General features: G+C 51.3%; 22 protein-coding genes. 2 read left to right on the top strand and 20 right to left on the bottom strand.

Going from position 1 to position 25938, the window contains the following annotated elements; all coding sequences use genetic code 11:
* The first annotated feature begins 62 nt into the window (after window positions 1–62).
* Both HRU82_18415 and HRU82_18410 read left to right on the top strand, forming a co-directional pair.
* Entirely contained in the window at window positions 63–1283 is a 1221-nt protein-coding gene (locus tag HRU82_18415) for an acyltransferase (protein ID QOJ36799.1), read from the top strand.
* Window positions 1284–1619: 336 nt separating this feature from the next.
* On the top strand, window positions 1620–2501 hold the full coding sequence (locus tag HRU82_18410; GenBank protein QOJ36798.1) for a hypothetical protein: 882 nt from the start codon (window positions 1620–1622) through the stop codon (window positions 2499–2501).
* Window positions 2502–2535: 34 nt separating this feature from the next.
* On the opposite strand, the gene HRU82_18405 is transcribed toward HRU82_18410, so the two are convergent.
* The 20 genes from HRU82_18405 to HRU82_18310 form a co-directional block, all read right to left on the bottom strand.
* Window positions 2536–3054, bottom strand: a complete 519-nt coding sequence (locus HRU82_18405) for a class I SAM-dependent methyltransferase (protein QOJ36797.1) — start codon at window positions 3052–3054, stop codon at window positions 2536–2538.
* Window positions 3055–3109: 55 nt separating this feature from the next.
* Entirely contained in the window at window positions 3110–4105 is a 996-nt protein-coding gene (locus HRU82_18400; GenBank protein QOJ36796.1) for a glycosyltransferase, read from the bottom strand.
* A gap of 35 nt (window positions 4106–4140) precedes the next feature.
* Window positions 4141–5358: a glycosyltransferase family 2 protein gene (locus HRU82_18395; protein ID QOJ36795.1), complete on the bottom strand. Its 1218-nt coding sequence runs from the start codon at window positions 5356–5358 to the stop codon at window positions 4141–4143.
* Between the two features lie 9 nt (window positions 5359–5367).
* Window positions 5368–6522, bottom strand: coding sequence for a glycosyltransferase family 4 protein (locus tag HRU82_18390; GenBank protein QOJ36794.1), 1155 nt, complete (start codon window positions 6520–6522; stop codon window positions 5368–5370).
* On the bottom strand, window positions 6507–7553 hold the full coding sequence (locus tag HRU82_18385) for a glycosyltransferase family 4 protein (GenBank protein ID QOJ36793.1): 1047 nt from the start codon (window positions 7551–7553) through the stop codon (window positions 6507–6509). Before HRU82_18385 ends, HRU82_18390 begins: the two co-directional genes overlap by 16 nt.
* Window positions 7554–7667: 114 nt before the next feature.
* On the bottom strand, window positions 7668–8993 hold the full coding sequence (locus HRU82_18380; GenBank protein QOJ36792.1) for a glycosyltransferase family 39 protein: 1326 nt from the start codon (window positions 8991–8993) through the stop codon (window positions 7668–7670).
* A gap of 76 nt (window positions 8994–9069) precedes the next feature.
* Window positions 9070–10440: an O-antigen ligase family protein gene (locus tag HRU82_18375; protein QOJ36791.1), complete on the bottom strand. Its 1371-nt coding sequence runs from the start codon at window positions 10438–10440 to the stop codon at window positions 9070–9072.
* Window positions 10441–10547: 107 nt separating this feature from the next.
* Window positions 10548–11255, bottom strand: coding sequence for a class I SAM-dependent methyltransferase (locus HRU82_18370; GenBank protein QOJ36790.1), 708 nt, complete (start codon window positions 11253–11255; stop codon window positions 10548–10550).
* An 81-nt stretch (window positions 11256–11336) separates the two neighbouring features.
* A complete protein-coding gene (locus HRU82_18365; protein ID QOJ36789.1) occupies window positions 11337–11939 on the bottom strand; it encodes a low molecular weight phosphotyrosine protein phosphatase in 603 nt (200 codons plus the stop codon).
* Window positions 11940–11948: 9 nt separating this feature from the next.
* Window positions 11949–13136, bottom strand: a complete 1188-nt coding sequence (locus tag HRU82_18360; GenBank protein QOJ36788.1) for an ATP-grasp domain-containing protein — start codon at window positions 13134–13136, stop codon at window positions 11949–11951.
* 33 nt (window positions 13137–13169) lie between these two features.
* Complete coding sequence (locus tag HRU82_18355; protein ID QOJ36787.1) at window positions 13170–14228, bottom strand: polysaccharide deacetylase family protein; 1059 nt, start codon at window positions 14226–14228, stop codon at window positions 13170–13172.
* Between the two features lie 193 nt (window positions 14229–14421).
* Entirely contained in the window at window positions 14422–14817 is a 396-nt protein-coding gene (locus HRU82_18350) for a hypothetical protein (GenBank protein ID QOJ36786.1), read from the bottom strand.
* 38 nt (window positions 14818–14855) lie between these two features.
* Window positions 14856–15995 carry a glycosyltransferase family 2 protein gene (locus HRU82_18345; protein QOJ37265.1) on the bottom strand — a complete coding sequence of 380 codons (1140 nt, stop codon included), beginning with the start codon at window positions 15993–15995 and terminating at the stop codon, window positions 14856–14858.
* Window positions 15996–16058: 63 nt separating this feature from the next.
* Window positions 16059–17336: an aminotransferase class V-fold PLP-dependent enzyme gene (locus HRU82_18340; GenBank protein QOJ36785.1), complete on the bottom strand. Its 1278-nt coding sequence runs from the start codon at window positions 17334–17336 to the stop codon at window positions 16059–16061.
* Window positions 17333–18376, bottom strand: coding sequence for a FemAB family PEP-CTERM system-associated protein (locus HRU82_18335; protein ID QOJ37264.1), 1044 nt, complete (start codon window positions 18374–18376; stop codon window positions 17333–17335). The genes HRU82_18340 and HRU82_18335 overlap by 4 nt, the downstream gene beginning before the upstream one ends.
* A gap of 29 nt (window positions 18377–18405) precedes the next feature.
* Window positions 18406–19788, bottom strand: a complete 1383-nt coding sequence (locus HRU82_18330; protein ID QOJ36784.1) for a glycosyltransferase — start codon at window positions 19786–19788, stop codon at window positions 18406–18408.
* Between the two features lie 35 nt (window positions 19789–19823).
* Window positions 19824–20945, bottom strand: coding sequence for a UDP-N-acetylglucosamine 2-epimerase (non-hydrolyzing) (wecB, locus tag HRU82_18325; GenBank protein QOJ37263.1), 1122 nt, complete (start codon window positions 20943–20945; stop codon window positions 19824–19826).
* A gap of 89 nt (window positions 20946–21034) precedes the next feature.
* The gene (asnB, locus tag HRU82_18320; GenBank protein ID QOJ36783.1) at window positions 21035–22939 is read right to left on the bottom strand and encodes an asparagine synthase (glutamine-hydrolyzing); all 1905 of its coding nucleotides are present in this window, start codon (window positions 22937–22939) and stop codon (window positions 21035–21037) included.
* 43 nt (window positions 22940–22982) lie between these two features.
* Window positions 22983–23993: an SDR family oxidoreductase gene (locus HRU82_18315; protein ID QOJ36782.1), complete on the bottom strand. Its 1011-nt coding sequence runs from the start codon at window positions 23991–23993 to the stop codon at window positions 22983–22985.
* 32 nt (window positions 23994–24025) lie between these two features.
* Window positions 24026–25870, bottom strand: coding sequence for a carbamoyltransferase (locus HRU82_18310; protein QOJ36781.1), 1845 nt, complete (start codon window positions 25868–25870; stop codon window positions 24026–24028).
* Window positions 25871–25938: the final 68 nt, after the last annotated feature.

Raw genomic sequence — 25938 nt, 5'->3', positions numbered from 1 at the left:
ACCTAGTCTCTGAAACTAGGGAAGCTACTTCGCCCCAAATGGGTCATTGAGTCCAAACGCACATGCAGTCCTCAACTGGACAACACTACCTCGCTTTGGATCATGTACGGGCGATCGCTGCGCTTTTAGTTGTCACATGGCATTTCATTCACGGCTCGACCGGATTCCCCATCGCTTTTGACTACTCACCGAACCTTTTCCTGCTCTCCCTCTTCGATGAAGGACACACTGGGGTCGCACTGTTCATGACCCTCAGCGGCTATCTATTTGCGAAGCTTCTGAATGGGAAAACCATCGACTACAAAGCCTTCTTGTGGAACCGCGCACTTCGCCTTCTGCCGCTACTTACAGTCGTCACGGCAGCGAGCGGGCTCTACCTCATTGTTATGGGAAAGACTAGTCCGAGTGCGTTCCTGCAGACCGTGACATCCGGAATCCTGTTGCCTACTCTGCCCAATGGTGGCTGGTCCATTACCGTCGAGTTTCACTACTATCTCATCCTTCCTCTCTTATTATGGATGCTCAGACACTCCCGGTGGTTACCTGCATCGGTGCTACTGCTTTCCATCGCATTTCGTACCATCATGCATCAAAGTACAGGCGAGGTTCAGACATTGGCATATTGGACCATCATCGGACGTATCGACCAATTCGTTTTGGGAATGTTGGCATTTCAATTTCGACTACACCTCGCGCATCGCCATGGAATGGTCGTTCTTTGGCTGGGATCGTTCGCAGGCTTCTACGCATATTTCAATGCGCTGGGGGGATTTATGGCTGCTCCAGCATATCCCTCTCCCAGCAGTCTTTGGGTCCTTCTGCCTACGATAGAGGGTGCGAGTTATGCGGTCGCCATTGCCTGGTACGATAGCTCCTTCTCTCCACCTAGCAGAGGCTTTTCCAAGTACCTAGGGTATGCAGGTGCCTATTCTTACTCCATCTATCTCATTCACTATAATCTTGTGTTTCGAGCGGCTCGATTCATTGATCAGCACATCATGAGCCTCACGAATTTCTATGTGGCTCTCGCCTGGGCGCTGTTTTTCTTCCTACTCATGGTCGCGTTAGGGCATTTCAGCTTTCGATATATTGAGTCGCCATTTCTTCGGCACAGAAAACGATATATTCATTCGTTACGCGATAAGGAAGTATCCAAAGACCACCCAGCGCAGGATAGTGCTCGTCTGTTACCTAGCCATGTAGTCCCCCGCAGCCAAGCGCTTTACCGCTCGCATAAACATCCGGAACCGCATACCGCCGCTACACCTCTGAGGAACAAATGACGTTCTCTCTGCAAAAACCTTAGCTCAGAGGTAACGATTTTGTTCCACACTGACCTCTGAAGACCACAGGGCAAATACCAAGCCAAGACGAGACTTCAAACCGGTAGAGGGTTAACGAACAAGTGACTCCTTAACTTCGAAGCATTTGCATGGTTCTCGGTCCTGTTGTAATGTGAGGCACTCGATGGCACATAACTTGCTCGATTTATGCCCTACAACTTTCTAATCGAGCCGGCCCATTGAGGCTTTTTCACTGCTAGAGAAATCACGTCGACAGTAAGCCCTACATCTGCTGACACACCAATAGAGTGTCCACATCCGACTGGGAGACTAATCATGGAAGACAACTCCGCATCGCAGACATCGAGAGGATGGATGGTATTCATGGTGCTAATAATCACATGGACGCCCATTCTGAACCCGCTGTCGAGTTACAGCGCGGGTGTATGGACGAATGAGCCAACGGGAGCCAGTGTGGTACTGGATTGCCCGTTCAACAGTGTGAGCGGATGCGGAATTCTGGATGCCTATTCATCATCTAGAATCGTCTCTGATTCAGCTGCTCCTGTCTCAGCAACAAATGTAGTGCAATCTACTATTTATGCCGGTAATTCAGCGGGCGGGATGCAGCTCAATTACGTAACACCGCAAGTCCATCGTCAGATGTATGTGGGGTTAATGTGGAAAACTAATTCACAATTCCAAGGCCGTCAAGTCGGCAATAAACTCTTTTTTATTCGAGGTCCACAAAATAATGGGGTCTTCTTATTCAACAACGCAGCTCTAAATGGTGGAACTGGTCTATTAATTTACAGCCATAATAGTGCAAACTTGGACAATAGCCATACGTGCTCGTTAGATATGGGGTTGGCATGTTTCCCTAATGTCGGACCAGGGATTCTAACGGTCGGCGCATGGACGAAAATTGAAGCCTATATCAAGGCCAGTACCACGAATACCTCCAGAGACGGAATCGTACGGTGGTGGGTCAATGGTGTCCAGGCAGGAAATTATACGAACATGAATGTCGCTTCCCTTGGCATTAATGAATGGGTCTGGTCAGAAACCTGGGATGGTACTGTCAATCCCATGCCAACGGTTGATTGGAGTCACTTTATTGATCATCTCCACATCTCAATTCCTGGAGGCGGCAATTCCTCAGATCAGCCTCCTGGCCCGCCGGCAAGCCCCACATTGCGAAGCGTGACGACGCCCTAGTATCCACTGCTGCTCTCTTGACGGTCAAAGCTGCTCACAAAGCTTTGACCGTCTTCAACACCACATCCAGCGCTTGTATCGTGGCCAAGTGATGTCCTAAGAAAATCTGGATTCGCTTTGGCAGCCGTTTCAAAAAAGAGCGTTGGTAAAAATCAAGCCGTTCGATTTCAAACCGAGCACGCGAGTAATAGTTGTAATGACTTAGCTCGGTCGCGCCATCTACCGTAAAATACTCAAACGTTCGCTCAGTGAAGAACTTCACGTGTGTGGGATCCTGGAATGCGCCTGCAGAATTGTAATACGGAACCTGAATATGCACGATGCCGCCCGGCTTAGTCACACGCCAGAGTTCTTCCATGACCAAAATGGTATCAGGAAGATGCTCTAAGAGGTTGAACAAGACACACCGCTCAACGCTGGAATCCTCGAATGGCCACGGCCGGCTGGATAAGTCACAAACTACACTCACACCAGGCTGAGGGCTAATATCAACTCCCATATGCCCAGGAAGCGCAGATTTTCCACACCCCAGATGTAACTTAAGCTGACTCATAAGGCGAATCCCTTACCGAAATTACACGAATTGAAAGATGGTCCTTGGCGGGAACTCAAGAGAGCGCACACTCGGCAGCCACTTTCACAATATCCTCAAGTAGTCGAGACTCTCCGCCGCATTTTTCAGCGTATCGCCTCCCAGCCTCAGCCGTCTTTCTGCGCAATTCATCGTCCTGCCATACTCGACGGATTGCCACAGCCAGGGCCTCCGGATCCTTTGGCACCACAATCACCGCTTCGTCAGTGAGCATCCCTCTGGTAGCCAGCCCCTCTGTAACGATGACGCACTTATTCATCGCCATTGCCATAAGGTACAGGCTGAGCCCAGGAGCATACATCGTGCTGGGCAGCAACGGTACCACCACAATTTTGGCTCGCCGGATGTACCGCACCCAACTCTGCTCTCCCTCATTCTTTGTCACAGCCAGATTGGCAGGCAGATTTGCAAGATCCACGTCGGTGGCCGACCTCTTTAGGAGCGCTGCTTCTTCGAAAAGGAGAAGTCCAGGATGGTCAACTCTCCTCATCGCCTCGATAAAGGTTGGAAAATCTCGATAGCTTCGCCCGGCGGTAAAAACATACTCCTCCATCGCCGACGATCGATCATCGGATGACATCGTTTCCCAATAATTGACCTTGAATGGTATGAATTCACACTTGGCGGGAGGGATTCCATAGATTTCCTCATAGGCACGCGTATCTTTAAAGTGGAGAATGAATCGATCGACCTTTCTCAGGAATACCCGCTTGAGCCGAGCAAGAATGATCTGCTTCCAGCCATGAGGGCGTGACAATATGAAATCAACTGCCACGACCTTACAGGGCATGAATGGTAAAATTGACTTCATTACGCAAATGCCAATAACTCTCCAAGTTCCACCGGTCAGCACGACGACGTCTTTCCCTATGGCAGAGAAGAACAGACGCAGACCACCAACCAACGTTTCTTGATCGCCTGCATATTGACTTACTACACAGAAGTGATCGGTTTTGATCCCATCTAAGCGGCGCAAATTTGAGAGCATTCTGATGGAAGTGAGACTAGACATCTAACATTTCCGAAGCAAATTCTGTAACAGCTCGACTAAGTCTTATGACGGCGGGTGGCGGTGTCTCGAAATGTCCTTCCCCAGCCTTTTCGCCCAAACCCTAGAAAGCCCAGGATCTCGATCGCTAAGCGCCATGGTAGAAATATTGCAATATATGGAATTCCCGCGAGAGTTTTTAGTGGCGACTGCGTATACATGATTCCCAACGCAAAATACGCTGCAAGAGAGACGAACACCCCGACAGACCATAGAAGCAAAAAACTCCATGCCGGCTCATGGTGGACAAGCAGACTGCAGCCGACCGCAAACAAGGCCATCGAAGCCTGACTTGAATAATTTGGACAAACCAAAGTAAGTGCACCATCAACCAGCTCTATCCTACGTTCAGCGAGCCCTCGCAAGAACAGCCGTCGTGCTCCATTTGTCATGACTGCATATTTTCCGGTTGCCCATCGAAGCCGCTGATGTGCAGCCTGCTTAAGTCCTTTGGACTCTTTGGCAAACACTCGGGCTAGCGGATTGAAATGGATTCGAACATTGCTTAACAGCAACGAAACCGAAAACTCCCAATCTTCGGCTACTGAAAATGCCGACCACCCATAGCGGTCGACAACCTCCCGGCCGAGACACATTCCGGTACCACTCAGCATCGCTGAGCCACCAAAAGCTTCCTTCCCGCCATAGAACAGGAAGTTACGTAGTACACTGGTCACGGCAATAACTCGCGTGAACGGACTTTCCCATGGATTCGAGAGATAGTTATACCCCTGCTGGACGGCATGCCCCGCAACCAAGGCATCATCAAATGCCTCCAGTAGATGGGCATCAGCTAGACAGTCCGCATCAATGATCACAAGCGCGTCAAACTCGATTGAGGCATTTTTCAATTGCTGCATGGCCCATGACATCGCCGAGCCTTTCCCACCTTGCCCCTCTGACCTTTCCAAACAGAGCGCTCCACCCTCCCGAGCAACACTTGCAGTTGCATCTGCACATCTATCAGCAATCACAACGGTCTGAGCGAGATGCTTTGGATAGTGCAACTCGGCAAGGCTTTTCAACGTGTACGGCAAACCGTCTTCTTCATTGTGCGCCGGGATAAGAATTAAGAACCGAGTGGTACGTGTTCTGGATGAACCTGATCTCGCTTTGCTGACGAAAATGGCCAGAGCAGCATGCACAAGCTGGTAGCAGGAAATAGCGGTAATAAGGAGCAGAACTAGTGAACATATAATTCCCAAAATGTTAGTCATGAGATTCAACTAGTAAATTGTAGGAATTCTTCCTTTTCCAAGAAGGCTTTGGTACAAGCTGAGCGTTTTCGAAACCATGCGGTTTGCCGTAAATTCAGACTCTACAGTACTACGCCCGGTTCTGCCGATCCTACCGGCAAGGGTTTGGTCTCGATGCAATTCGGAAACCGCATCAGCCAAGCTCCATGGATCGCCTGGCTCGACCAATAAACCATTCTCACGATGCGTGATAACTTCTGGGATACCCCCAACTCGACTTGCAATGACCGGACGGCCGAGTGCCAACGCTTCCAATAAAACCATTGGAATACCTTCGTGGAGCGAAGGCAAGACAAAAACGTCCATCATGTTGATGAAGTTCGCGACTTGCTCCTGATGGCCAGTAAAGATTACTGCATGTTCCACTTCCAGGCGCCGGGCCTCAGCCTGAAGCTGACCGAGCAGAAGACCATCTCCAACCAAGAATAATTTTGCATTCGGAAGGAAACCACGGAGTAACTTAAATGCTTCCAGCAGGACACCGTGCCCCTTCACCGGGACAAGGCGACCAACTGCTCCAATTACCATAGTTTGATCATTGCAGTGCCACCTTTGCAGCATGTGCGCCCTGGGAATCGTTACTCGTACCGTTTCAAGATCGACCCCATTATGGATTTGCGCGACCTTATCTGGCCCATGCGATTGAACCAGATTTGCGTAGATGTCACGTGAGACGGCAATAACTTTTTGGGTGCACAAGCTGGTTACACATCGATCGGCTAGCACGTAGCCGGCCATCTTTACATTTTTTAGTCCATGGAAAGGTTCCGGCAGACCGTGAACGACTCTGACGACGGCTGGGACCCCCAAACCCCGTGCCACAAGCGACGCCAAAATTGAATCCTTGTACTTGTGAGTATGCACAATGTCCGGACGGATTGTACGGAACGCTCGTGCAAGTCGCCCTGCGATGCTTAACACATTATGTTTTGTTTCTGATATTACGATGGGAGGTATGGAAAGCTTTCGCAGCTCATCTGCCAGCCGCCCTTCATTGAAAAGCACCACAGACCACTCGATTCCGTCAACACGAATGGCCTCCTTTAGAAAAGAAACAAGCTGGGCTTCTGCCCCAGCCCACAGATCTCCCATTGCCACATGACAGACTTTTAATGGTACAGGCATGTCTCGTAGAGCGCCTCGTACCTCTGTACCATCGTGGCGAGGCTAAACGCTCCATCTGCCCGGAGCTTACCTCTCGCAGAGAACTGAGCAGCCAAGGTATTGTCTGTGAGGACTGTAATTAGTTTAGACGCCAGTGCCTGACTATTATGCGGCGGAACAAGAAATCCTGTCTCTCCATCCTGCACTAATTCAGGGTTACCGCCTACATCCGTAGCGACCACAGGTTTCCCTGCACTCATAGCCTCGAGAATAGCCATCGAGAGCCCCTCTGATAACGAGGGCAACACAAAGACATTCAGCATGGCAAGAATTCTTGGGATATCTTGGCGAAGGCCGAGAAAATGAACTCGTGGTTCCAAACCCAGTCGACGCACACGCTCCTTCAGTGCAGACTCAAGCTGCCCTCTTCCCGCAAACACAAACGAGGTGCTCGGGCAGGCCTGCAAGACCGTTGGGATCGCATCGATCAAGTATTGATGCCCTTTTACCGGATACAGATTCCCCACCACACCAACCACCTGATCCTGCTCGGCCATGCCTAACTCTTGCTTGCAGACTGTTACGTCAGCGTGTCGGACCTGTGGCACGGCATCGACCCCGTTGTAGAGCACTTTGATTCGATTGGGAGCAATACCGACTCGATCTACGATGAATGATTTGAGATTCTCCGAAACAGCTACCATGGTGGCATACCGACTCACCCAGCGATAGGCCAGACGACGTCTTAACTTTTCATGGAAATAATTCTTGCCGTGGACCGTGGCCACCAGGGGAATTCCCATCAATGCAGCCACAAATGTACCTTGCACATTCGCGTCAAACTCGTGGGCATGGATGAGATCCACCCGCTCCTCCTGTAATAACTGCCGGAATTGATGAGCCCACCGCCAGTCCGCCATTCCCTTCGTCGGAATGACCTGAGTCCGCACACCTCGGGCTTCACTTCGGTCCTGAATCCACCCTGGCCGGAAAAGGCAGAGGATGGCACGGTATCTCTTTGGGTCAAGCGAAGCAGCGAGGCTGCTGATCACCCGCTCTGCTCCACCTGGTCCACTACTCGTCGAGAGGAACAGAATGGTCTTACGCTGATGAACCCTAAACATTGGATGGGGAAGTAAGGATTAACCCTCGCCGCAGGCCGTAGGTCAGATGCTTTGATTGCTCAACTCAAGAGCGATCCACGTCCAGTTAATCAGAAGATAGGAGAGCACAACTCCAAGAATCAGAACCTTTCTCTTTGATATTAGCCAATCTATTTTCCCTACCTTGCCATACAACCGCAACTGTTCGATGCTCTTAACTGCATATATTAGAAGAAGATAGTCCATAGCATCCCGATACCGTGGCGCCCCATACACTATGAATGCCACAACAATTGTATAAGAAATAAGTGACAGGCTAATGCACCAGAACCAATCTGGTCGGGAAAGGACAAAACCCACAACCCCTAAAGTTATTAAGATAGCACTGCATCCCCCCAACAGTAAGCTCAGTAGAGTAGCCTGCCGAGCAGTAAAGTCATAAAGCTCTCTAATCTCTTCCCGTTCGAATCTTGGCCACAAAAGCCACGCAACCTTCTTGAATCCTAACTCAAGGAAACGAAATGGGCGCTCTATGATGTAATTCAACGCAGCCTCTCTGTGCCAAGCATCGGATTGAGGAGTACCAAATCCCAGGCCATCAACCTCCTCTTCTTGCAGGTGACCCCATTTACCCGTTGCTAGCGCATTATTACCAATGTGAAGATTCACACCTGACGTGTAACTCAGAGGTAATGGCTTACCCCATACGATAGTATTTCTCCACATCCATGGGCTCAGTATGATTATCATTGCCAATCCAAAGAGGGCACAGCAGCGCAACCCTTCCATTTTAGTCTTCGATACTAAAGCTAAATAGCCGCCAAATACCAAAGGGTACACGACCGCAACTTCTCTAGTTAGAATACAGCACGCTACTAGAACACCGAGCACGATCGCCTTACTCTCATGAGCACGATCGGGATTTATTGAAATGGTCAACAGGATGCACAATAAGAATGTTGAAAACAGCGGCTCGCTCATAACGAAGGTATCGGCAATAACAAACGATGGGATAAGCCCTCTCCCCCAGAATCCTATCCAACCACCCGCAGTTCCGTTAATTCTCCGATTGAGAAAAAACACCAAGATACAGTTCACCACTCCAATACATGCCGTTGCAATCTGGCCAGTGACAAATGTTGAATTAGGGAAGACACTGAATACAGTTGCGAGAAAAACAAAATACATGGGAGCACGATAGCCAAACTCGCCTCCCCCACGTATCCATTCATTAGCCGATTGGGTTAGCTGCTGTGCGCCTGAGTAAAATGCTAGTTGGTCACCCCCTGGAGCATCATGATTCCCCCCCCACAGAATAATCATAATTCGCAAGATCAGTAGGGCAGTGGCAGCAAAAATCAAGCTACCCTTCATCGTATGTGTATCCATGCTTGCGTCCACCATTGAGGGGCCGTCGCACTTCGTGCAAGAGTGGGGATTGCTTGCCGTGTAACCTCACATCATCTTACAGAAGAGGGCTCCTCGAGAGTGTACCCGATCGAAGCCTCACTTCACTCTGCCCTACACGCTGACTTTTCACGTATGCAATTGTCGTATTCTTGAGCGCGACAGCAAGCGCCATCATAATCCAGAAAGTTGGATAGTAAAGGGTTGATATGAACGTGCTCGTCGCAAGGTACCCGATGAGACTACCCAAAATTGCGTTTCCAAAGCCGACAGCGTACATCAAATGGGCATCTTTGGGTTGCTCTGAGTTTTTAGAAGCTACGTGAGACCCTAGGGGGATAAATCGCATAATCCTGGTATCCCTGTAATTGAGGCAAACCATTGATCCGAATATGAGCACCCCCACAAGCCCTAGTTCGGGCAACAGAGTAAAGTATAATGAGTGTGCTTGGCGACCCGCTAAGGACTTCGTTTGCCAGGTGCGTCCCCCAAGATACTCCCCAATTGTCCAAGGAAAATTCGCTTGGCCAACCCCAAATATGGGGTTGGCCAAAAACATTTCCCAGCCAATTCCCCAGGTGAACATTCGTTGCCCCGCCGTACCGGACTCCATAGTACTGTCTTCCGTGATTGTACTCATCCTATCCCAATACTCCTGTGGAGCCGCGACGAGTACGAGACCAACAAGACAGATGCCGGTGACGAGGGAGAGGACCTTTCTAGGAGAGTAAAACCAACAAAACAAACCAACTGCCAATAGTCCAAGAAATCCACCACGAGAGGATGTGGCCACCACAGACATTACAAACAAACCTAAGAGCCCCAAGTAGAGAACCTTGGCACGCACATTGCTTGCGCTCTGATACATAAAGAAAGCCACCGGGACGGCCACATTCATTTCCATGCCGAAATCGTTTTCATCTCCTAACCACCCGCCCACCCCACGCCCCTGATGCAACATCCCATTGATCGCAAGCACCGTATGCACCCCCAACCACATGAAAATAAGTTTGTGCATGCGACTGGTACTGTTGATGAAGGTGATGATGCCGAGATAAAAAAAGAAATACAGGGTCATGTCCTTCAACAGCATGGCGGCACGATAGTTGTTTGTCGCAAACGGAACCCACAATGCCATAAACCCAAGTAGAGCCAACCAGAGCTTAGTCTGTGGATTGGAGAAATTGGCCTTACCGGACAGGAACACTGCGAGAGCGAGGGAGGTGTCCAGCAAAGTGGGAAATGGAATCACTTTGAGTGGAGGGAAAAAGTCCTGCGGCCGCCCAAACTCAAACAACATGGCAAGCATCACAAGGTAAAACCCGATCTTGGATTCCTGCGCAACCTGACCCCCGGCAGGATATGGACCAGGAGCAGTTCTTGCCATGAATGGAGTTCTATCTGGATGCAAACTGTGCGGTAATGCCATGGATTGTTTACCGGATAGGATCAAACGTCCTCGTGAGTGCGCTGTTTAAGGTCGCCGCTGCGGACTTGTGAATCCGAAGGGGAGCTTCGAATAATACTTTGTAAGTGTCACCCTGCTTTTCTCAGAGCCACAATCATATTCGTTCGAAGGGACCGAAACGGTTGAGTCATGAGCAGGCGAATCCAGAGCAACTCCAGCGCCGCCAACGGCGGAAGCATGGCAAAGATGGCATCCGTCGCGATCAAATCGAGCTGCAACACCTCAAAGCCGTTTGCGCTGGCCAAGGCCTTCACCTGCGCCTCCGTATTCGCTTTATAGTGAGTTGGAAAAACATCGTGCTCTGCCCGGCCTTCCAACAGGTAAATGAGCTTACCTTTGAGCCATTCGGGAACAAGCTTTGAAAGAATCACGCCGTACCCATACGCATTCGGCGTATGAAACAGAAAAACCCCCTTCGGCTTGAGAATACGACCGATTTCCTTGAACTGCTCATCCGGGTTATCCAGATGCTCGACCACCATGTTCGCGGTCACCAAATCGAACGCTTCACTACGAAATGGAAGTTTGGTGACATCGCCGCGCAGCTTTTTCTTGATAGTGGGGTGTGCCTTCAGCGACGGAAGATCGTAGTCGATGCCGAATACTGCCTTACACGTTTTCACAAGATGCCGCTCTTCATTGGCGCGCCAACTTGGAAGGATGGAATGCCCGCAACCAATCTCCACCCATTCCACCGAGGGGGTCACATGTCGCTTTAAAGCTTCTTCGTACCAATATTGTGAATAGCGAAGCGTCGGTGCAATGGCCGAGCGCATCGTCCAATATACGTTGAACAACCTCGACCGTAAACTCATAGGAATGCTTGGCCTCCCTCACCCCGTCATTATCCAGGTGATTTACCTGGCCACAGGCATGGTTTTTACCAAGACATCACAGGCCTGTTGGATCATCGCAAAGCAGATTTGGAAGTCTTTCACTGTTCCACTATACGGATCAGCGACTTCTCGCACCGACTGATCGTAGAACTGCCGCAAGAGGAACACTTTCTGCTCCGCCTGTGGGTACAATCTCAACAGTCGCATTCGTTGCTGCCACTCCATGACGATGATGACATCTGCCCAATCCACCTGTTCTTTATGGAGTGGCTGCGTGATGTGTCCATCTAATTGGAGTCCGCTTTGTTCCCCAACAAGTCTGGCAAGGGGATGGGCCGGCTTGCCCGAAGTCGTCTCCAACCCTGCGGACCGCACAGTTGTCGCCAGACCTTGCTTGAGCGCTAAGTGCTTGAGATAGGCCTCCGCGAGCGGGCTACGACAAATATTCCCTTTGCATACCACCAAAATAGACCGCACCGGCAGGGAAGGAGATTGCGCGTTGACCAGGGCTCGATATCGCCAGATATCTATCACTGTACCCAGCGATCGTTTTACGGATCGAGCCAATTCCAACAATGAATAGGATGCCGGCCGCAGGCCCGACGCTGATTGTGTGTCAGACATACGTATTCCTCAGGTGACCTTGAGGTATCTCTTGATCTCAAACCAAGCTGGTCTCAGATCGTCTCTCTGCTCGACTTCGTAATGCAGGTCGCGTTCAAAAAACCGGCAGAATTCAAGTACGGCGTGGGCCTTCGACGGGCTTCCGGGAGGCAGATTCAGATTCTCATCAGAGATCCTTAATCGCATCAGAAGTTGATCAAGATCTCCCAACAACCATCGTGACTTCACTCCAAGCCGGTAAGCATTTTCAGGAACTGTTTGAGCCTTTCCCATCGCCAGGTGTAACAGCAACAGCGGAAAATTCACTCCAGCATCCAGTGCTAACTGTAAAGATCCCCAAAACCGCCCATTGATCTCCATCAACAGAGGAACCTCACTGTCTCTGTCGATCTTAAATTCGACCATGGCAACGCCATGCCACTTCACATCTTGCAACAATCTGAGCGCAGACTCGACCATCACTTTGGGTAAGGGAATGCTCTCGCGTAAGACACTGACCCCTCCTGACGGAGGACGCTCACGGATACGGCGATGAGCGAACATCGCTAACGGCACCCCACGGTCCATGAGAACGAATAGTCCCTGCCCCTCGCCGATAATACGACGCTGTATGAGTGAAGGCCGTGAAAGATACGGCCTCTCTCGATAGAGATGGTACAGTTCCTCACGAGACTTTGCGTAACAGACTGCGGTCTTTTCCCATTGTTCTCCGACATTCACCAAAGAATAGCCTGGCTTGACTACCACGGGAAATTCAGAAATCGTATCAATGAGACTATCCAGACACCCATCCGACACAAACACGGTTTGAGGTATCGCCACCCCGAGATCACCTGCTCGACGCATCAACCGATACTTGTCAGAGATATGTTGAAACACCTCGTCGGAGGGAGTCGGGAGGCGAGTATACTTTTCAAACTCTCCACGCACAGGCCCAATGACATGCATGGCAATGTCAGAAACGGGAAACAATGCATCAACCTGGTGCTTTCGAACTGTCTCCAACAGGCCGGTCACAAACTGTTCCGGGTTCTGATAAGGAGAGGCGTAGACCGCTCGCTGAGTGCAGTAGCGCGATGAACCAGCTAGCGATTTCTCGGTTTCTGCTCCGACAATAACGGCCACATTGTTGCGACCCAGCGCGCGCGTAACGGCAAGAGCCGCCCGCTCGTTCCCATCGGTGATCAGAACCTTCACGCCATACCCGCCTTGCAGGAAATGCGTTTCACTCTAGTGCCGTTCCGTTACCGGCCCAAACAATCGTAGGCAGAACAGAGGGATGGTGTTGGTAATGTCATTATGAATGCCAATACGCCGCAGAGCGTACCGATTTTTGGGCTTGCGGCCTTCCACACCCATCTGCACGCCAACTGCAGCCTCGTATCCGCATGTCTGGACCTGGTCTTGGATAGTTGGATCACTATTGCCGTTTGGGTAGCAAAACGCGGATACGTAATTAATGCGCTGTTCCAACAGCACCTGTCTGGATCTCGCAACTTCCTCCCACACAAGGTCGGGAGAAATAGTCGTCATGATGCGGTGAGAGCATGAATGGGATCCAAAAGATAACCCGCCAGCCGACATCTCTCGGACTTCGTCCCAATTGACAATGACGCGCCCCTCGGGAAGCATGACATCCAATTCTGCCACAAGAGCTGCAACGAGCTCTCGAACACTCTCGATTGGCAAACGCTTACACCATTCGATGACTCTATCAGCCACCTCCCCTGGACGAGTCCATTCATCGGAGGCGATTCCAACCTTCTGCCCGCCATGTCGAGCTAGAACACTGGAAAAACGTTCGTATGCTCGCTCACCATTTCTTCTGCCGCTCAAAGCCCTGCAGATGTATGCCACCTGGTCAGGCCAGAACCACTCACGGCTACCTACGTAGTCTGTAGGCAAGAATATTGTCGCAGGGATGTTCAGTTTCTTTAGGATGGGATAGGCATGGTGATAGTTATCCAACCATCCATCGTCGAAGGTGATGACGCAGTATCGCTGTCGATCATTCCACACCTCCCGTTTCCACATGTCCAGCAGATCCTGTAACGATACAACGGTGAAGTTGTTCTTCAGAAAGCTCATATGCTGAGCAAATACCGTATCGTGTACGTACATCCCGGGCTGGACAGCTTGAGACAACACCTCCCCTGGCGTCAAAACCCGATGGTACATCACGATCACCGCTTTTCCACGGTGGCGCCATTGATGAAGCCCTGAAGCATGATAGAATTGAGCTGCAGCTGTTCGAACGGCGGATTTGACACTTCCAAACGCAGCACTCATAAGGTCAACCGATGCCGACCTAAAACAACGTGTAAATGAACGGAGCTACTGCAGAGCCCTGCGTAAGGACAATCAGACTGCCCAGCAGAACTAGCATGACAATAATCGGCAATAACCAGAACTTCTTCCGTTCCCTCATGAAAGCCCAGAGCTCAATCAAAAACTCGCCCATACTCCCTCCGTCCTGCCAAATCTAAAATTGTCTTTTCATGTGGCTCGGGGGCCTCGCCTCGCGCACCACTCGATAGGTTTGCGCCTCACGGTCCCACTTTCTTCCCATCGGATCCCAACCAAACAAGCGCATGACCACTCCCATTGGAGTGATAATGGCAAAATACAGCGCTCCAAGAATAATTCTGGTATTCACCCACCCCATCGCATGGCCTAACTTCATCCACCACTTGAACACGGGGGCGAGCAGCATTGGAGCGATCAGCCCCAGTGAAATGAGCCCTGCAGCCAGTCCCAAAGCCCATACGCGGAGGCTTTCTCCGTGACGAACCATGGGCCATAGGCCAATCAAGGCAAACACCCCACCCACAATCAGACCGAAATTTCGTAACTCATGGCGTGAAACGGTTGCTTCCATAACCACCTCGCGGAATCGACGTCCCCTACTTCGAACACTTACCGTTTAGAGGGCTCCCACTGAAATACTCGATCCCCTCGCACATACCTCAGCCAGGCATCAAGAATGGACAGGTTAACCAACACAAAGAAGGACGGGAGCCTCAGAAGATTAGTCTTGGGCACCCAGTGACACCAGGCATAGGCCAGAGCCATTGAGTAAAAGCACACCTGTGTCGCCAAAAGAACTTGGTAGAAAACGGACTCTGTCACAAGAGCAAGATTTGACAGGAGCGCACTTATCATTGCAAACGGGACCAGCCACCGACACAACTTATGGCTAAATAACTGCCAGGCAAAAAGCCCATAGCGAAACGGATTCAACATTGGCAGACTTCGCATAAGGACCGCAATCCCTCGTAAGACCGTGCGGACCTTGCGCTGGTATTCCTTCTTTTCATCGCTCAAATTCTTATAAAGCCCAACGCTTTGGGGGTCGGACACTCCGCGCAAGCCTGCACGCACGGAGTTCAACAAGGTATTGAAATCACTTTGCAAATCGTCGACCCAGGGAGAACAGACACTTCGACGGGCGGCGAAAAACGACCCGCTCAATCCGACTAAAGTATTGACCGTGGTTTCCAACTGTCGGAGCATCATTTCATACCGGACATAGGCACCTTCGCCACTTAAATTTCCGTCCTCATCAACAAACCGATCCACGCTACTGACACAACCAACCGTCGGATCGTTGAATGATTTCACGATATTGGCAATTCCATCGGGTGGCAGCGTCGTCGCCACATCGGAAAATACCAGGATTTCCCCTTTTGTCTGGGCCACGGCCAACTTCTGTGCAGCTTCTTTCCCCTTGCGTTCAACGGCACGAATGAGTCGGACGCCAGCAGTGGAATAAGATTTGACGATTTCGTCTGTTCGATCGGTGGAACAATCGGATGCAACCACGATCTCCAAGCGCCCAGCTGGATAGTCTTGTCCCAGCGTATTTTGAATTTTTTCTTTGATCCTGGCTTCTTCATTGTATGCAGTAATCACAAAAGAAACGGTCGGACAAATCTCACCCCCTTGGACGGTCCGGCACCTGAAGCGCGAGACCAGATATAAGATAGCAAAATAGCCTAGGTAGGCGTACAAGATAAAAGCAACAGACCCCCAGAATATACTCTCAACAATCCACATCATTTGACATCTGTTGCTACTGGTCCCGACTCTGAAGCGAACGGGTGTTCACTGAAAGCTCTCTCATTTGATATGGTGAAAGTCTGGGACATCTCGCTGACGATCACTTAATGCTATTGAAACACTATGGGGGCTGGCAGATCGGTGATGGATCGATCCAACGGTATGACAGATGCGCGCTACGTCACCCGCCGTGACCAGTTGATGCGTGGGAAGGGTAACTAAGCGTTCGGCAATACTCGCTGCGCATGGAAGCTTGTACCCAGAGAGTTCCCGATTCAACTCAGGGATCTGGTCGATGGAGGAAGGATACATACTACTGATGCCTAGTCCCTCCTCCTGAGCCAGTCGGCACAGTGAGGTTTTTTCCTCGGCTGAGCCCATCAGTACCGGCAACCTCAGATAAACGTCCCCATCCGAATCAGAAGACTTGATCGGCTCGACGCCCTCACGACCAAGGATATCGAGCGCCTGCTTGGCCCGAGCCCTTCGCCAATTGTTGGAGGAGAGAAGCCGCGTGTTCCATCCGCGCAGGAGTTCCGCACGAAACGCGCCCATACGAGTCACAGGAAAGTCGGTATAAAATTTCGTTTCGCCCAGTCCCAAGAACGGAAGGCTCGCCGGCAACCAATAGACAGCAGGATGGGTCAGGAGTTTGGTCAGTACCACTTCCAACCAGTTCCTCAGCATCTCACAAACAGATTCCTGGGGAATAGCATCGTACTCACGCGCAATGGCTTTTCCAATGAGATCATTATTCGTAAGAATGGCGCCTCCTGCGCCGCAAGAAACATTTTTTCCTCGTCCGAAGCTCACGAATGCGACGTCTCCTATGGTTCCCAGGCGACTCCCCCCATAAGTTCCCCCAAGCGCCTGGGCGACATCTTCGACTACAAAAACTCCATGACGCCGACACAAATCAGCGACACGTGCGACATCGCGTCCAATTCCAAATAAGTGAGTCACCAGCACACAGAGGGTCTCGTCATCAAGCTCGTTTGAGAGCTGCGCAAGATCGAGGTCCAAGGAGTTTTCCTCAACATCGCAGGGCACTACAGAACATTCTGCTCGCACCACTGCAGAAGGTACAGAAAAACAAGTGTACCCAGGCACAACGACTCGATGCCCCTTGGAAAGATTGCGCAAGGCCAGGAGAATAAGCGTAAGGGCGGCCTTACCCGATGAAACAAACCAGACGTGTTTTACCCCGAAATACGTCCGAAATTCCTCCTGAATGGTTTCCAAAGCGGTCTGTGGCCGTATGACTCCCCATAAACTCCGCAGAATGTCTTTCCATGGAATTGGGGCCGCGACTGGAGGGAGCGTTCGTTGGATTCTCATGGGAGATACTTTACAATGCCTGGGCCCAAGGCATTCGTTAACCAGAGTGGCATGCACTGCCACGTTCTTATCGCGAGGGCATACCTGGGATTTTGAGGATTGAGTTGCGGCATCTGCCTCCCCGTGTTCAACCAGTAGTACCAATGCAATTGCTTCGGTTTGGCTCCCCACTGCTCCTTGAACCGGTAGGTACCACTATCCAGCGTTGAGCGCCCAAAATCGAAAACATGGAAACCTTGCTGGCAAGCGTGATCGAGAACTGTACTATACAACAGCATATTGGGCGCCAGCTTGTTGAAGCGTTTGTCTGAGGCAGCCCAAGGGATTTCAAGCGTAGACCGAAATCCGTATAGAAAACCCGCGGCTACCGGCTTTCCCTCGTAGGCCACCAGACAGATACACGCCTCCTTTGGAAACACATCGAGAATCTTCGCAAAAAAATCCTTTCCGTAAACAGGCGTCCCCAAATCACGCATACAACGCGAAAAAACATCGTAAAAATCGTTCAGGCATTCGCTCCCTCCGATTCTCGTTACCATGCCTTCCTTCTGGGCACGGCGGACCTGGCTTCGAAGCTTCGAGGGAAAGCCCTTCCACAATTCCTCGTAGGAACCGGGCAGCATGAGGCGCATAGATACTTTACGCGGACTCGATACCCATGAAGAGCTGATGACCTCTTGTTCTCGTAATTCTATATGCTCCGCATCGAGCGCTTGAGCTTGTTTGATGGCCGCTTCTTGAAGCTGCTCTCGACGCTCAGTGGAGTCTGCGAGAAGCCCGCCATAATTGACAAAAGGCAGTGACACTAGAAACCGCCCAAAAATCCTACTCGCCAGAAGAACCATGGGCAGCACGCCACGTACGGATCCATCAGGCGTTTTTGCGGTTAGGTAATACGTTGGGTGTCCAAACGACTCTTCGATGACCCGACGCCATTCAATCATGTGGTACCCGGTCGCTTCAGGAACGCTCAGCACAAACTCGTTCCAGGCCGCCGCCTCGGCATGCGTGCGCCCCACGATAGAACAGATCAACGACATTTCCCCCACAGACATGCTACTTCGCTGTCCTATGCGGATACTCCCTCAAGCACGGCCGCGAGCTTACCGGTCAAAGTGTGATAGTCAAATTGGTTGACCATACTACCGGTCGGAGCGACGAAACTCCGTTTACCATCGATCAACTCACGTAACAAATGCTTGATGTCTGAAACTTGGTTGGAGGTCCTTACCCCCAGCGAATAACGCTCCACTAGATTCGCCGTTGCGCCCTCCCCTCCTATCAAGAGAAGCGGGCGACCGGTCGCAATATATTCGTAAATTTTTGCAGGCACTTGGAGTGGAGACTCCGGCTGAAGGACCAACAACACACTGGCTCGCTGCATTTCCCGCAAGCACAGGCTGTGCGGCACCGGAGGCTCGCGGCGAAGAAATCCCGTTTTTTCCAGTTCATCTGCGTATCGGCCGCAAACCTGGTCAGTCGTATCCCAAGAGCCGACGAAGCGTAGTCGGATATCGTCAGACTTGAGATGGCCATCACGAGATAGTTCATACACGGCTTGGAGCAACATACGCGGGCTTCTTTTTCCATACACCGTGCCAAAGTGGCAGAGTTCGTACCGGGCTCCGATTACGGAGACGTACTCCTTCCCAATGACCGCGTCAGGACGAAAGACTTCCCGGTCGAAGCCGTTGGGAATACAGCTGCATCGGTCTTTCAGGGCGGGGTACTGCATGAGAAGTCGGTCTCGGAGCTCTTGAGTGTTGGCAATAACGTGAGCCGCAGATTTGCAAATCCGATGCTCAAGGGTCTGGGATTTCTGAGTTAACGCTCGAGAGCTGAAGGAATAGTACGGATTGCAGGTCCACGGATCTCTGTAGTCTATCACCAACGGGCGATCAAATCGCTGGGCCAGGGCTGCCCCGATGAGGAAGCTGGTCCAAGGCCCCCCCGTCGCAAATATGACGTCGGGAGTGCCGTTTTCTGAGATTTTCCGCCAATGCTTCAAGGCGGGACGGTACCAGCCGCATTGACGATCGGGATAGGCAAAGGCCCAGTCCAGCAGTAAATCCTTAAGAGGATTCCGAGTGACAGTCGTTTTCTCCGCGGAGGTCGCTTGATTCGCAAGTGAACGATCGGGGATAGGGTCACGGGAACTACTGCCCCAAAGTACACTCTTAATCTTCTCCCTGCAGAGAAGAAGTTCCTGAAGCCGGTCCCGGTAGGGAATCCGAGTCACGAAAACGGTCTCAGGAACACGCTGCCCCAAATTGGTATCGAGGGGGTGAGCTGGATAGATGCAGTCGGGAGTCGTAGTCAGAACTTGAGGTCGCCACCCGAAGGTTGGGAGATTTCTGCAGAAGGCCAGAGGCCGCATGGAGCCGCTCGCGGCAACCGGCGGAAAGTAATAGGCTACCATGAGAACGCGTTTCACCCGTTCACCGCCGATCACCAGGAGTATTTATCGAAGCCAGCACGCTGATCGAATCATCTCCCCCTGAATTGCTCTCGCAGCACTTTGACAATACGTTCCGATGCATGACCATCCCACATTGGCGGCGGCGGGAGCGACGGAGGAACAGTGGTCAATGCAAGCATGGCCTCATCCAGAATACGTTTCGGATCCGCGCCGATCACTCGATTGGTCCCATGGGTGACCGTGATTGGGCGCTCTGTGTTTTCACGGAGCGTCAGACAGGGAATCCCAAGGACCGTAGTCTCCTCCTGAATACCCCCTGAGTCAGTCAACACAAGTCGCGCATTCGCCACCAACGACATGAAATCCAGGTAGCCAATAGGGTCCATGCAATGCACGCCTCGGGTCGGCGTCGGAGGAGGACCAAAGTAAAGGCCCTGAGCCATTCCACCAATCGATTCGATAATTTTCTTCGTGCGAGGATGGATCGGAAACACTATCGGAAGTCGTTCGGCAATCACTTGTAAGGTGGTGATTAATCCCTTAAGAGTCACACTGTCGTCGACATTCGATGGACGGTGCAGCGTTGCAACGGCGTAGCCAGCCTTAGACAGGTGTAGCCGCTCAAGAATCGACGAATTGGCCCACAACCGACGCGACGCTTCTAGGGAGTCGATCATGACATTTCCAACAAAGAATATCTTCTTCTCCGGAACGCCTTCGGCAAGAAGATTACGACGCCCACTTTCTTCGGTGACAAACAAATAGTCGGAGATGGCATCAGTGACGAGACGGTTAATCTCCTCCGGCATGGACCGGTCGCCGCTGCGGAGTCCTGCCTCTACATGCGCGACAGGGATATGGAGTTTCACTGCCGTCAAGGCAGCTGCCATAGTGGAGTTGACATCACCGACAACTACGACGAGGTCCGGACGCTCCCGCTCCAGGATTGGTTCCAACCGCTTCATCACTTCAGCGGTTTGGACGGCATGGGTACCGGAACCCACGTCCAACGAGACATCCGGCAGGGGAATTTGCAGGTCTTCGAAAAACTGTCCCGCCATTTTCACATCGTAATGTTGCCCCGTATGGACCAGGATCGGCGTCAGATGGTTGTGTCGGCGCATCTCTCTTATCAGGGGTGCAATTTTCATAAAGTTTGGTCTGGCACCGACGATGTTCACGAATTTCATTGATGGCGTACCTTTGGTGGATTTCACATGCTCTGCGTGCCGACACTCTATCGAGCCATTGATTCCGAACGGCCGATGGGGGGGGCCAGTTACTGAGTTCTGCTGGAAGGCATCGGGTGTTGTCGGACTAGTCCGGAGAGAATCTCAAACTCTGCAACATGAAAAAATCGGTTAGCAAGATCGACCTGGCCTCGATGATGCCGGTCCAGATCAGCCAGCAAAATATCAACGTTATATATCCCCTTCTCACGGGTTGTTCGACTCCCCAACACATCCCGTAGAGGTTCATAGAGGTCATGTGCAAACCATTTTCGACTTGCAGTGGGGAAGCCCATCTTGTCGACTCGTGTCCTCACCGAGTCAGGAATTCGGTCCTTCATCGCCTCTCGCAAGATGAACTTGTTCCAGGGGCCACGGATCTTCCACTCATCTGGAAGCGCAGAAACAAATGACACTAATCGATAGTCAAGAAAAGGAAGCCGCGCCTCGACTGAATTGGCCATAGAATTGCGATCTTCAATTCTAAGGTACAGCGGTAATGGCGCAGTACTCACGGACTGCTTCAGCGCGGTGCCTAGACCTGCTGATGTTGGAGGCTCGTCTTCGTACAGAAGATGACGGCCGAGATCAGGTGAGAACCATGGGTTCCCTCTGGCGGTTCTTCTACGCTTTGCCAGAGCCCATTGTCTGTAGGCATCAATTCTGTGTAACTCCCACGAGAGCAAGCGAAGTGCCGCGTCGCTCGCAAGGCGAGCGGGATTACCGCCATGAGCTGCGGTATACGCAAGAATGGCCTTCCATGCAGCCCCCGCCCGTCCATGCCGGATCAATCCGAGCCACGAGTCTTGAAAGTAACTTGAATATCCACCGATTGTCTCATCGGCTCCTTGTCCATTCAGCACGACGCGAACACCGTGTGCCGCAGCAAGGCGCATGAGCTGGTATCCAACGACCGCGGTCATGGTGTGGACCGGCTCATCTTGGTGCCATAGCATGCGGCTCACATCGTTCCACAATTCGATTGGACTGGTCTGAAGCGACCGCAACTGCGCATGGGTCTGAGCCAACGTGTCCGCGATATACTTTGACTCATCAAATTCCTTGGCCATATAGCAGAAGGCTTGAATCCCCCCTGCATCTCCACTGCCGTGCTCCCCATGATATCGAGCGGCAGCACAGATAATTGCTGTTGAGTCCAATCCGCCGGACAAGCATACCCCCACAGGAACATCGCTACGCATGCGGATCCGGATCGAATCTTCAAAAATATCCGCAAATGTAGCAGGAGGATCCTCACACGCAACACTGGGCAGATTATCCAGAGACCAGAACGACCATCGATTCCATCCACCATCGAATGACAGCTCAAATCCCGTTCCGGGTGGAATCTGGAGGACACCCTCGTAAAATGTCTCCACTTGAGAGTCCAAACACCCGTCAAAAAGAAACTTGGCAGCCACATGCCAGTTCATATCCGTCTCGTAATAGCCGGAAGCACGCAAGGCCTTGATTTCAGAAGCGAACTGAACGACATCGGCACTTTGAGTGTAATAGAGCGGCTTGACACCAAAGCGGTCACGAGAACCAAAGAGCCGACGATGCTCACGGTCATAAATGACGAAGGCCCACATTCCGTTCAATTTCGGCAAACACTCCCGCCCCCATTGCCGATAAGCAGCCAATAAGACCTCACTGTCGCCACTGGAACGAAATACATGGCCCAACGCACTCAGCTCGGTCCTCAACTCGATGTAATTGAAGATTTCCCCGTTAAAGACAAGGACGTGCCGCTCGTCAGGACTGACCATTGGTTGATGGCCGGCGTCCGACAGATCAAGGATGGAGAGGCGACGAAACCCCATCCCTACCGCCCCATCCATATAGATGCCACGATCATTGGGGCCGCGGTGAATCAAGCTCTGAGCCATTCGCTCAATAGCCTGTCGTTCGATCGGTTTCCCGTTTACTCCAAATGCAACGGCAATTCCACACATTGCGAGTTAAGAGCCTCCGCGAGTGTTCCCCTATTCTCCGCCTCTATTTCGCAATCACCTGTCGAAAATACTCCGTTGTTTTCCTGATTCCGTCTTCAAGCTCTACTTTTGGCTCCCAACTCAACAGGCTCTTTGCCCGTGTAATGTCCGGTCGACGAACTTTGGGATCGTCTGCTGGAAGCGGACGTTCCTCAATCTGACTCCTTGAACCGGTCAACTTCAGAATAATTTCAGCAATCTGACGAACAGTCAGTTCGCGTGGATTGCCGATATTGACAGGGTCGTGGATGCTTTCCAGAGTCGCATCAGGTTTTTGAGTGAGAAACTTAGCGCGATTAGTGCGCTCTTCTACTGATTTATCGGATTTCACCATCAACAGCGCCACGATACCACGAACCAGATCGTCGACATAACAAAAGCTACGAGTCTGAGTACCATCACCGAAGACGGTGAGCGGCTTTTCCTGCAACGCCTGCACAATGAAATTGGACACCACCCGACCATCTTTTGGCCTCATCCGAGGTCCATAGGTATTGAAAATTCGAACGATCCTCGTGTCCAGGCCATGATAGCGGTGGTAGGCCATCGTCATAGCTTCTGCAAACCGTTTCGCTTCATCGTAGACTCCTCGCGCCCCAATAGGGTTGACGTTACCCCAATAGGATTCTGGTTGCGGGTTAAGTAGGGGGTCTCCATATACCTCCGAGGTGCTGGCAAGCAAAAATCTCGCGCCCTTGGCTTTTGCAAGCCCAAGCGCTTTGTGGGTTCCCAATGCGCCTACCTTGAGGGTCGCAATCGGCATTTCCAGGTAATCCTGGGGACTGGCAGGAGAGGCAAAATGCATGACCGCGTCTAGTTGACCATCGACATGCAGATAATCACAGACGTTATACTTCACAAAACTGAACCGAGGATGCCCCATGAGATGCGCAATGTTTTCCGTTCTTCCAGTGATTAAGTTATCCAGCACAATCACGTCATGACCTTGACCGATCAGAAGATCTGACAAATGACTACCAAGAAAACCAGCTCCCCCCGTGATCAGAACTCGCATAAGTTGCCCTCCTCAGGCTCTCCGCCGCATTGTTAGTCCAGTTCAAACTCTTTCTTCCAGTCAGAGTCGCCTTCGAGCGGCTTCTGCTCCGCCTTGAATAGCACACAATTTTCGAGAACCAGCACATCCATTTCCGTCCGCATGAAACATCGATAGGCATCCTCAGGTGTGCTGACAATTGGCTCTCCACGGACGTTGAAAGAGGTATTCACCAATACGGCATGACCGGTTTTAGCCTCAAATGCCTTAAGGAGCGCGTAGTATCGGGGATTGGTCTCCTGATGTACCGTTTGAACCCGCGCAGAATAATCGAGGTGTGTCACCGCCGGAATATCCGAACGAGGAACATTCAACAGGTCGATACCCCACAGCCCCTTCTGCTGTTCATTGATTGGTATACGGCGCTTTTCGATGACTGGTGCTACTAATAACATGTAAGGGCTGTCTGCATTCAAATCAAAGTAATCAGACACCCGTTCTCGCAGAACAGAAGGGGCGAATGGCCGAAAGGACTCTCGATACTTAATTTTCAGATTCATCACGGATTGCATGGTTGTGTTACGAGCATCGCCGAGAATGCTTCTTCCTCCCAACGCTCGCGGGCCGAATTCCATACGCCCTTGCAACCAACCGACAACCTTGCCCGCGGCCAGCTCTTCGGCGACTCGCGAAAACAGGGCATCATCATCCAATCGAAGATAGGGCGCGTCGATTTTATTCAGATACGTTTCTATCTCATCATTCGTATGTGCGGGGCCCAAGTAGGATCCCTTGATGCCATCCTTCGCAGGATTCACTTTGCGCGGCTGCTGTTCGAACTGATACCACGTCGTCAAGGCAGCGCCTAAGGCACCACCAGCATCCCCGGCAGCAGGTTGGATCCATATGCCTTTGAAAGGTCCCTCCCTCAAAATGCGGCCGTTTCCAACACAGTTAAGGGCAACACCTCCCGCCATGCAGAGATAATCGACTCCGGTCTCCTTCTGCAAGGTCCGAGAGAGGCGCAGCATTACTTCCTCTGTTACCTCTTGCACCGACCGAGCCAAATCCATCTCGCGTTGCGTAAGTTTTGACTCAGGCTTCCGAGGAGGACCACCAAAGACTTCATCAAACTTGTTCCCCGTCATAGTGAGACCGGTACAGTAGTTGAAGTACTCCATGTTCAACCGAAAGGTCCCATCTGGCTTAAGATCAAGCAGATGTTCGTAGATCGCTTTTACATACTTCGGCTCCCCATAGGGCGCAAGCCCCATAACTTTGTACTCGCCTGAATTCACCTTAAATCCAGTGTAATACGTAAAGGCTGAATACAAGAGTCCGATAGAATGAGGAAATGGGATGTCCCATAACGGAGTCAACACATTGCCCTCTCCTAGCCAAGCTGAAGTTGTCGCCCATTCTCCCACTCCATCCATACACAAGACGACCGCCTTCTCATAAGGCGAAGGGAAAAATGCAGATGCCGCGTGGGACTCATGGTGTTCCGAAAACAAAATGGGCGACAGCGCAGAAGCCGTCAGTTCAGGGGCATGAAGGAGAAACTCTTTTTGAAGCAGACTTTTTAATAGAAGCTTTTCCTTTAGCCACACCGGCATAGCGGCAACAAACGACTGGATACCTTGAGGAGCAAAAGCAAGGTATGTTTCCAGCAGTCGCTCAAACTTGATCAATGGTTTGTCATAGAAGACGAAGTGCCGAACATCTTTCAGCCCGATCTGCCCCTCACGAAGACAAAAGTCTATCGCCTTGTGCGGAAATCCAGGATCATGTTTTTTTCTAGTAAAACGCTCTTCCTGCGCTGCCGCTACGATCTCGCCATCACGAACCAAACAGGCAGCGCTGTCATGATAAAAAGCGGATACCCCCAAAATATTCATCACTTTCGTTTCCTCTACTACCAACGCAACTTATCGCACTACAAACCTATCTAGACTATTAATGGGAG

Source organism: Nitrospira sp. (assembly GCA_015709715.1).
Taxonomy (GTDB): domain Bacteria; phylum Nitrospirota; class Nitrospiria; order Nitrospirales; family Nitrospiraceae; genus Nitrospira_A.
Note: the sequence above shows the minus strand (reverse complement) of the source record. Positions and strands in the feature narration are given on the sequence as shown.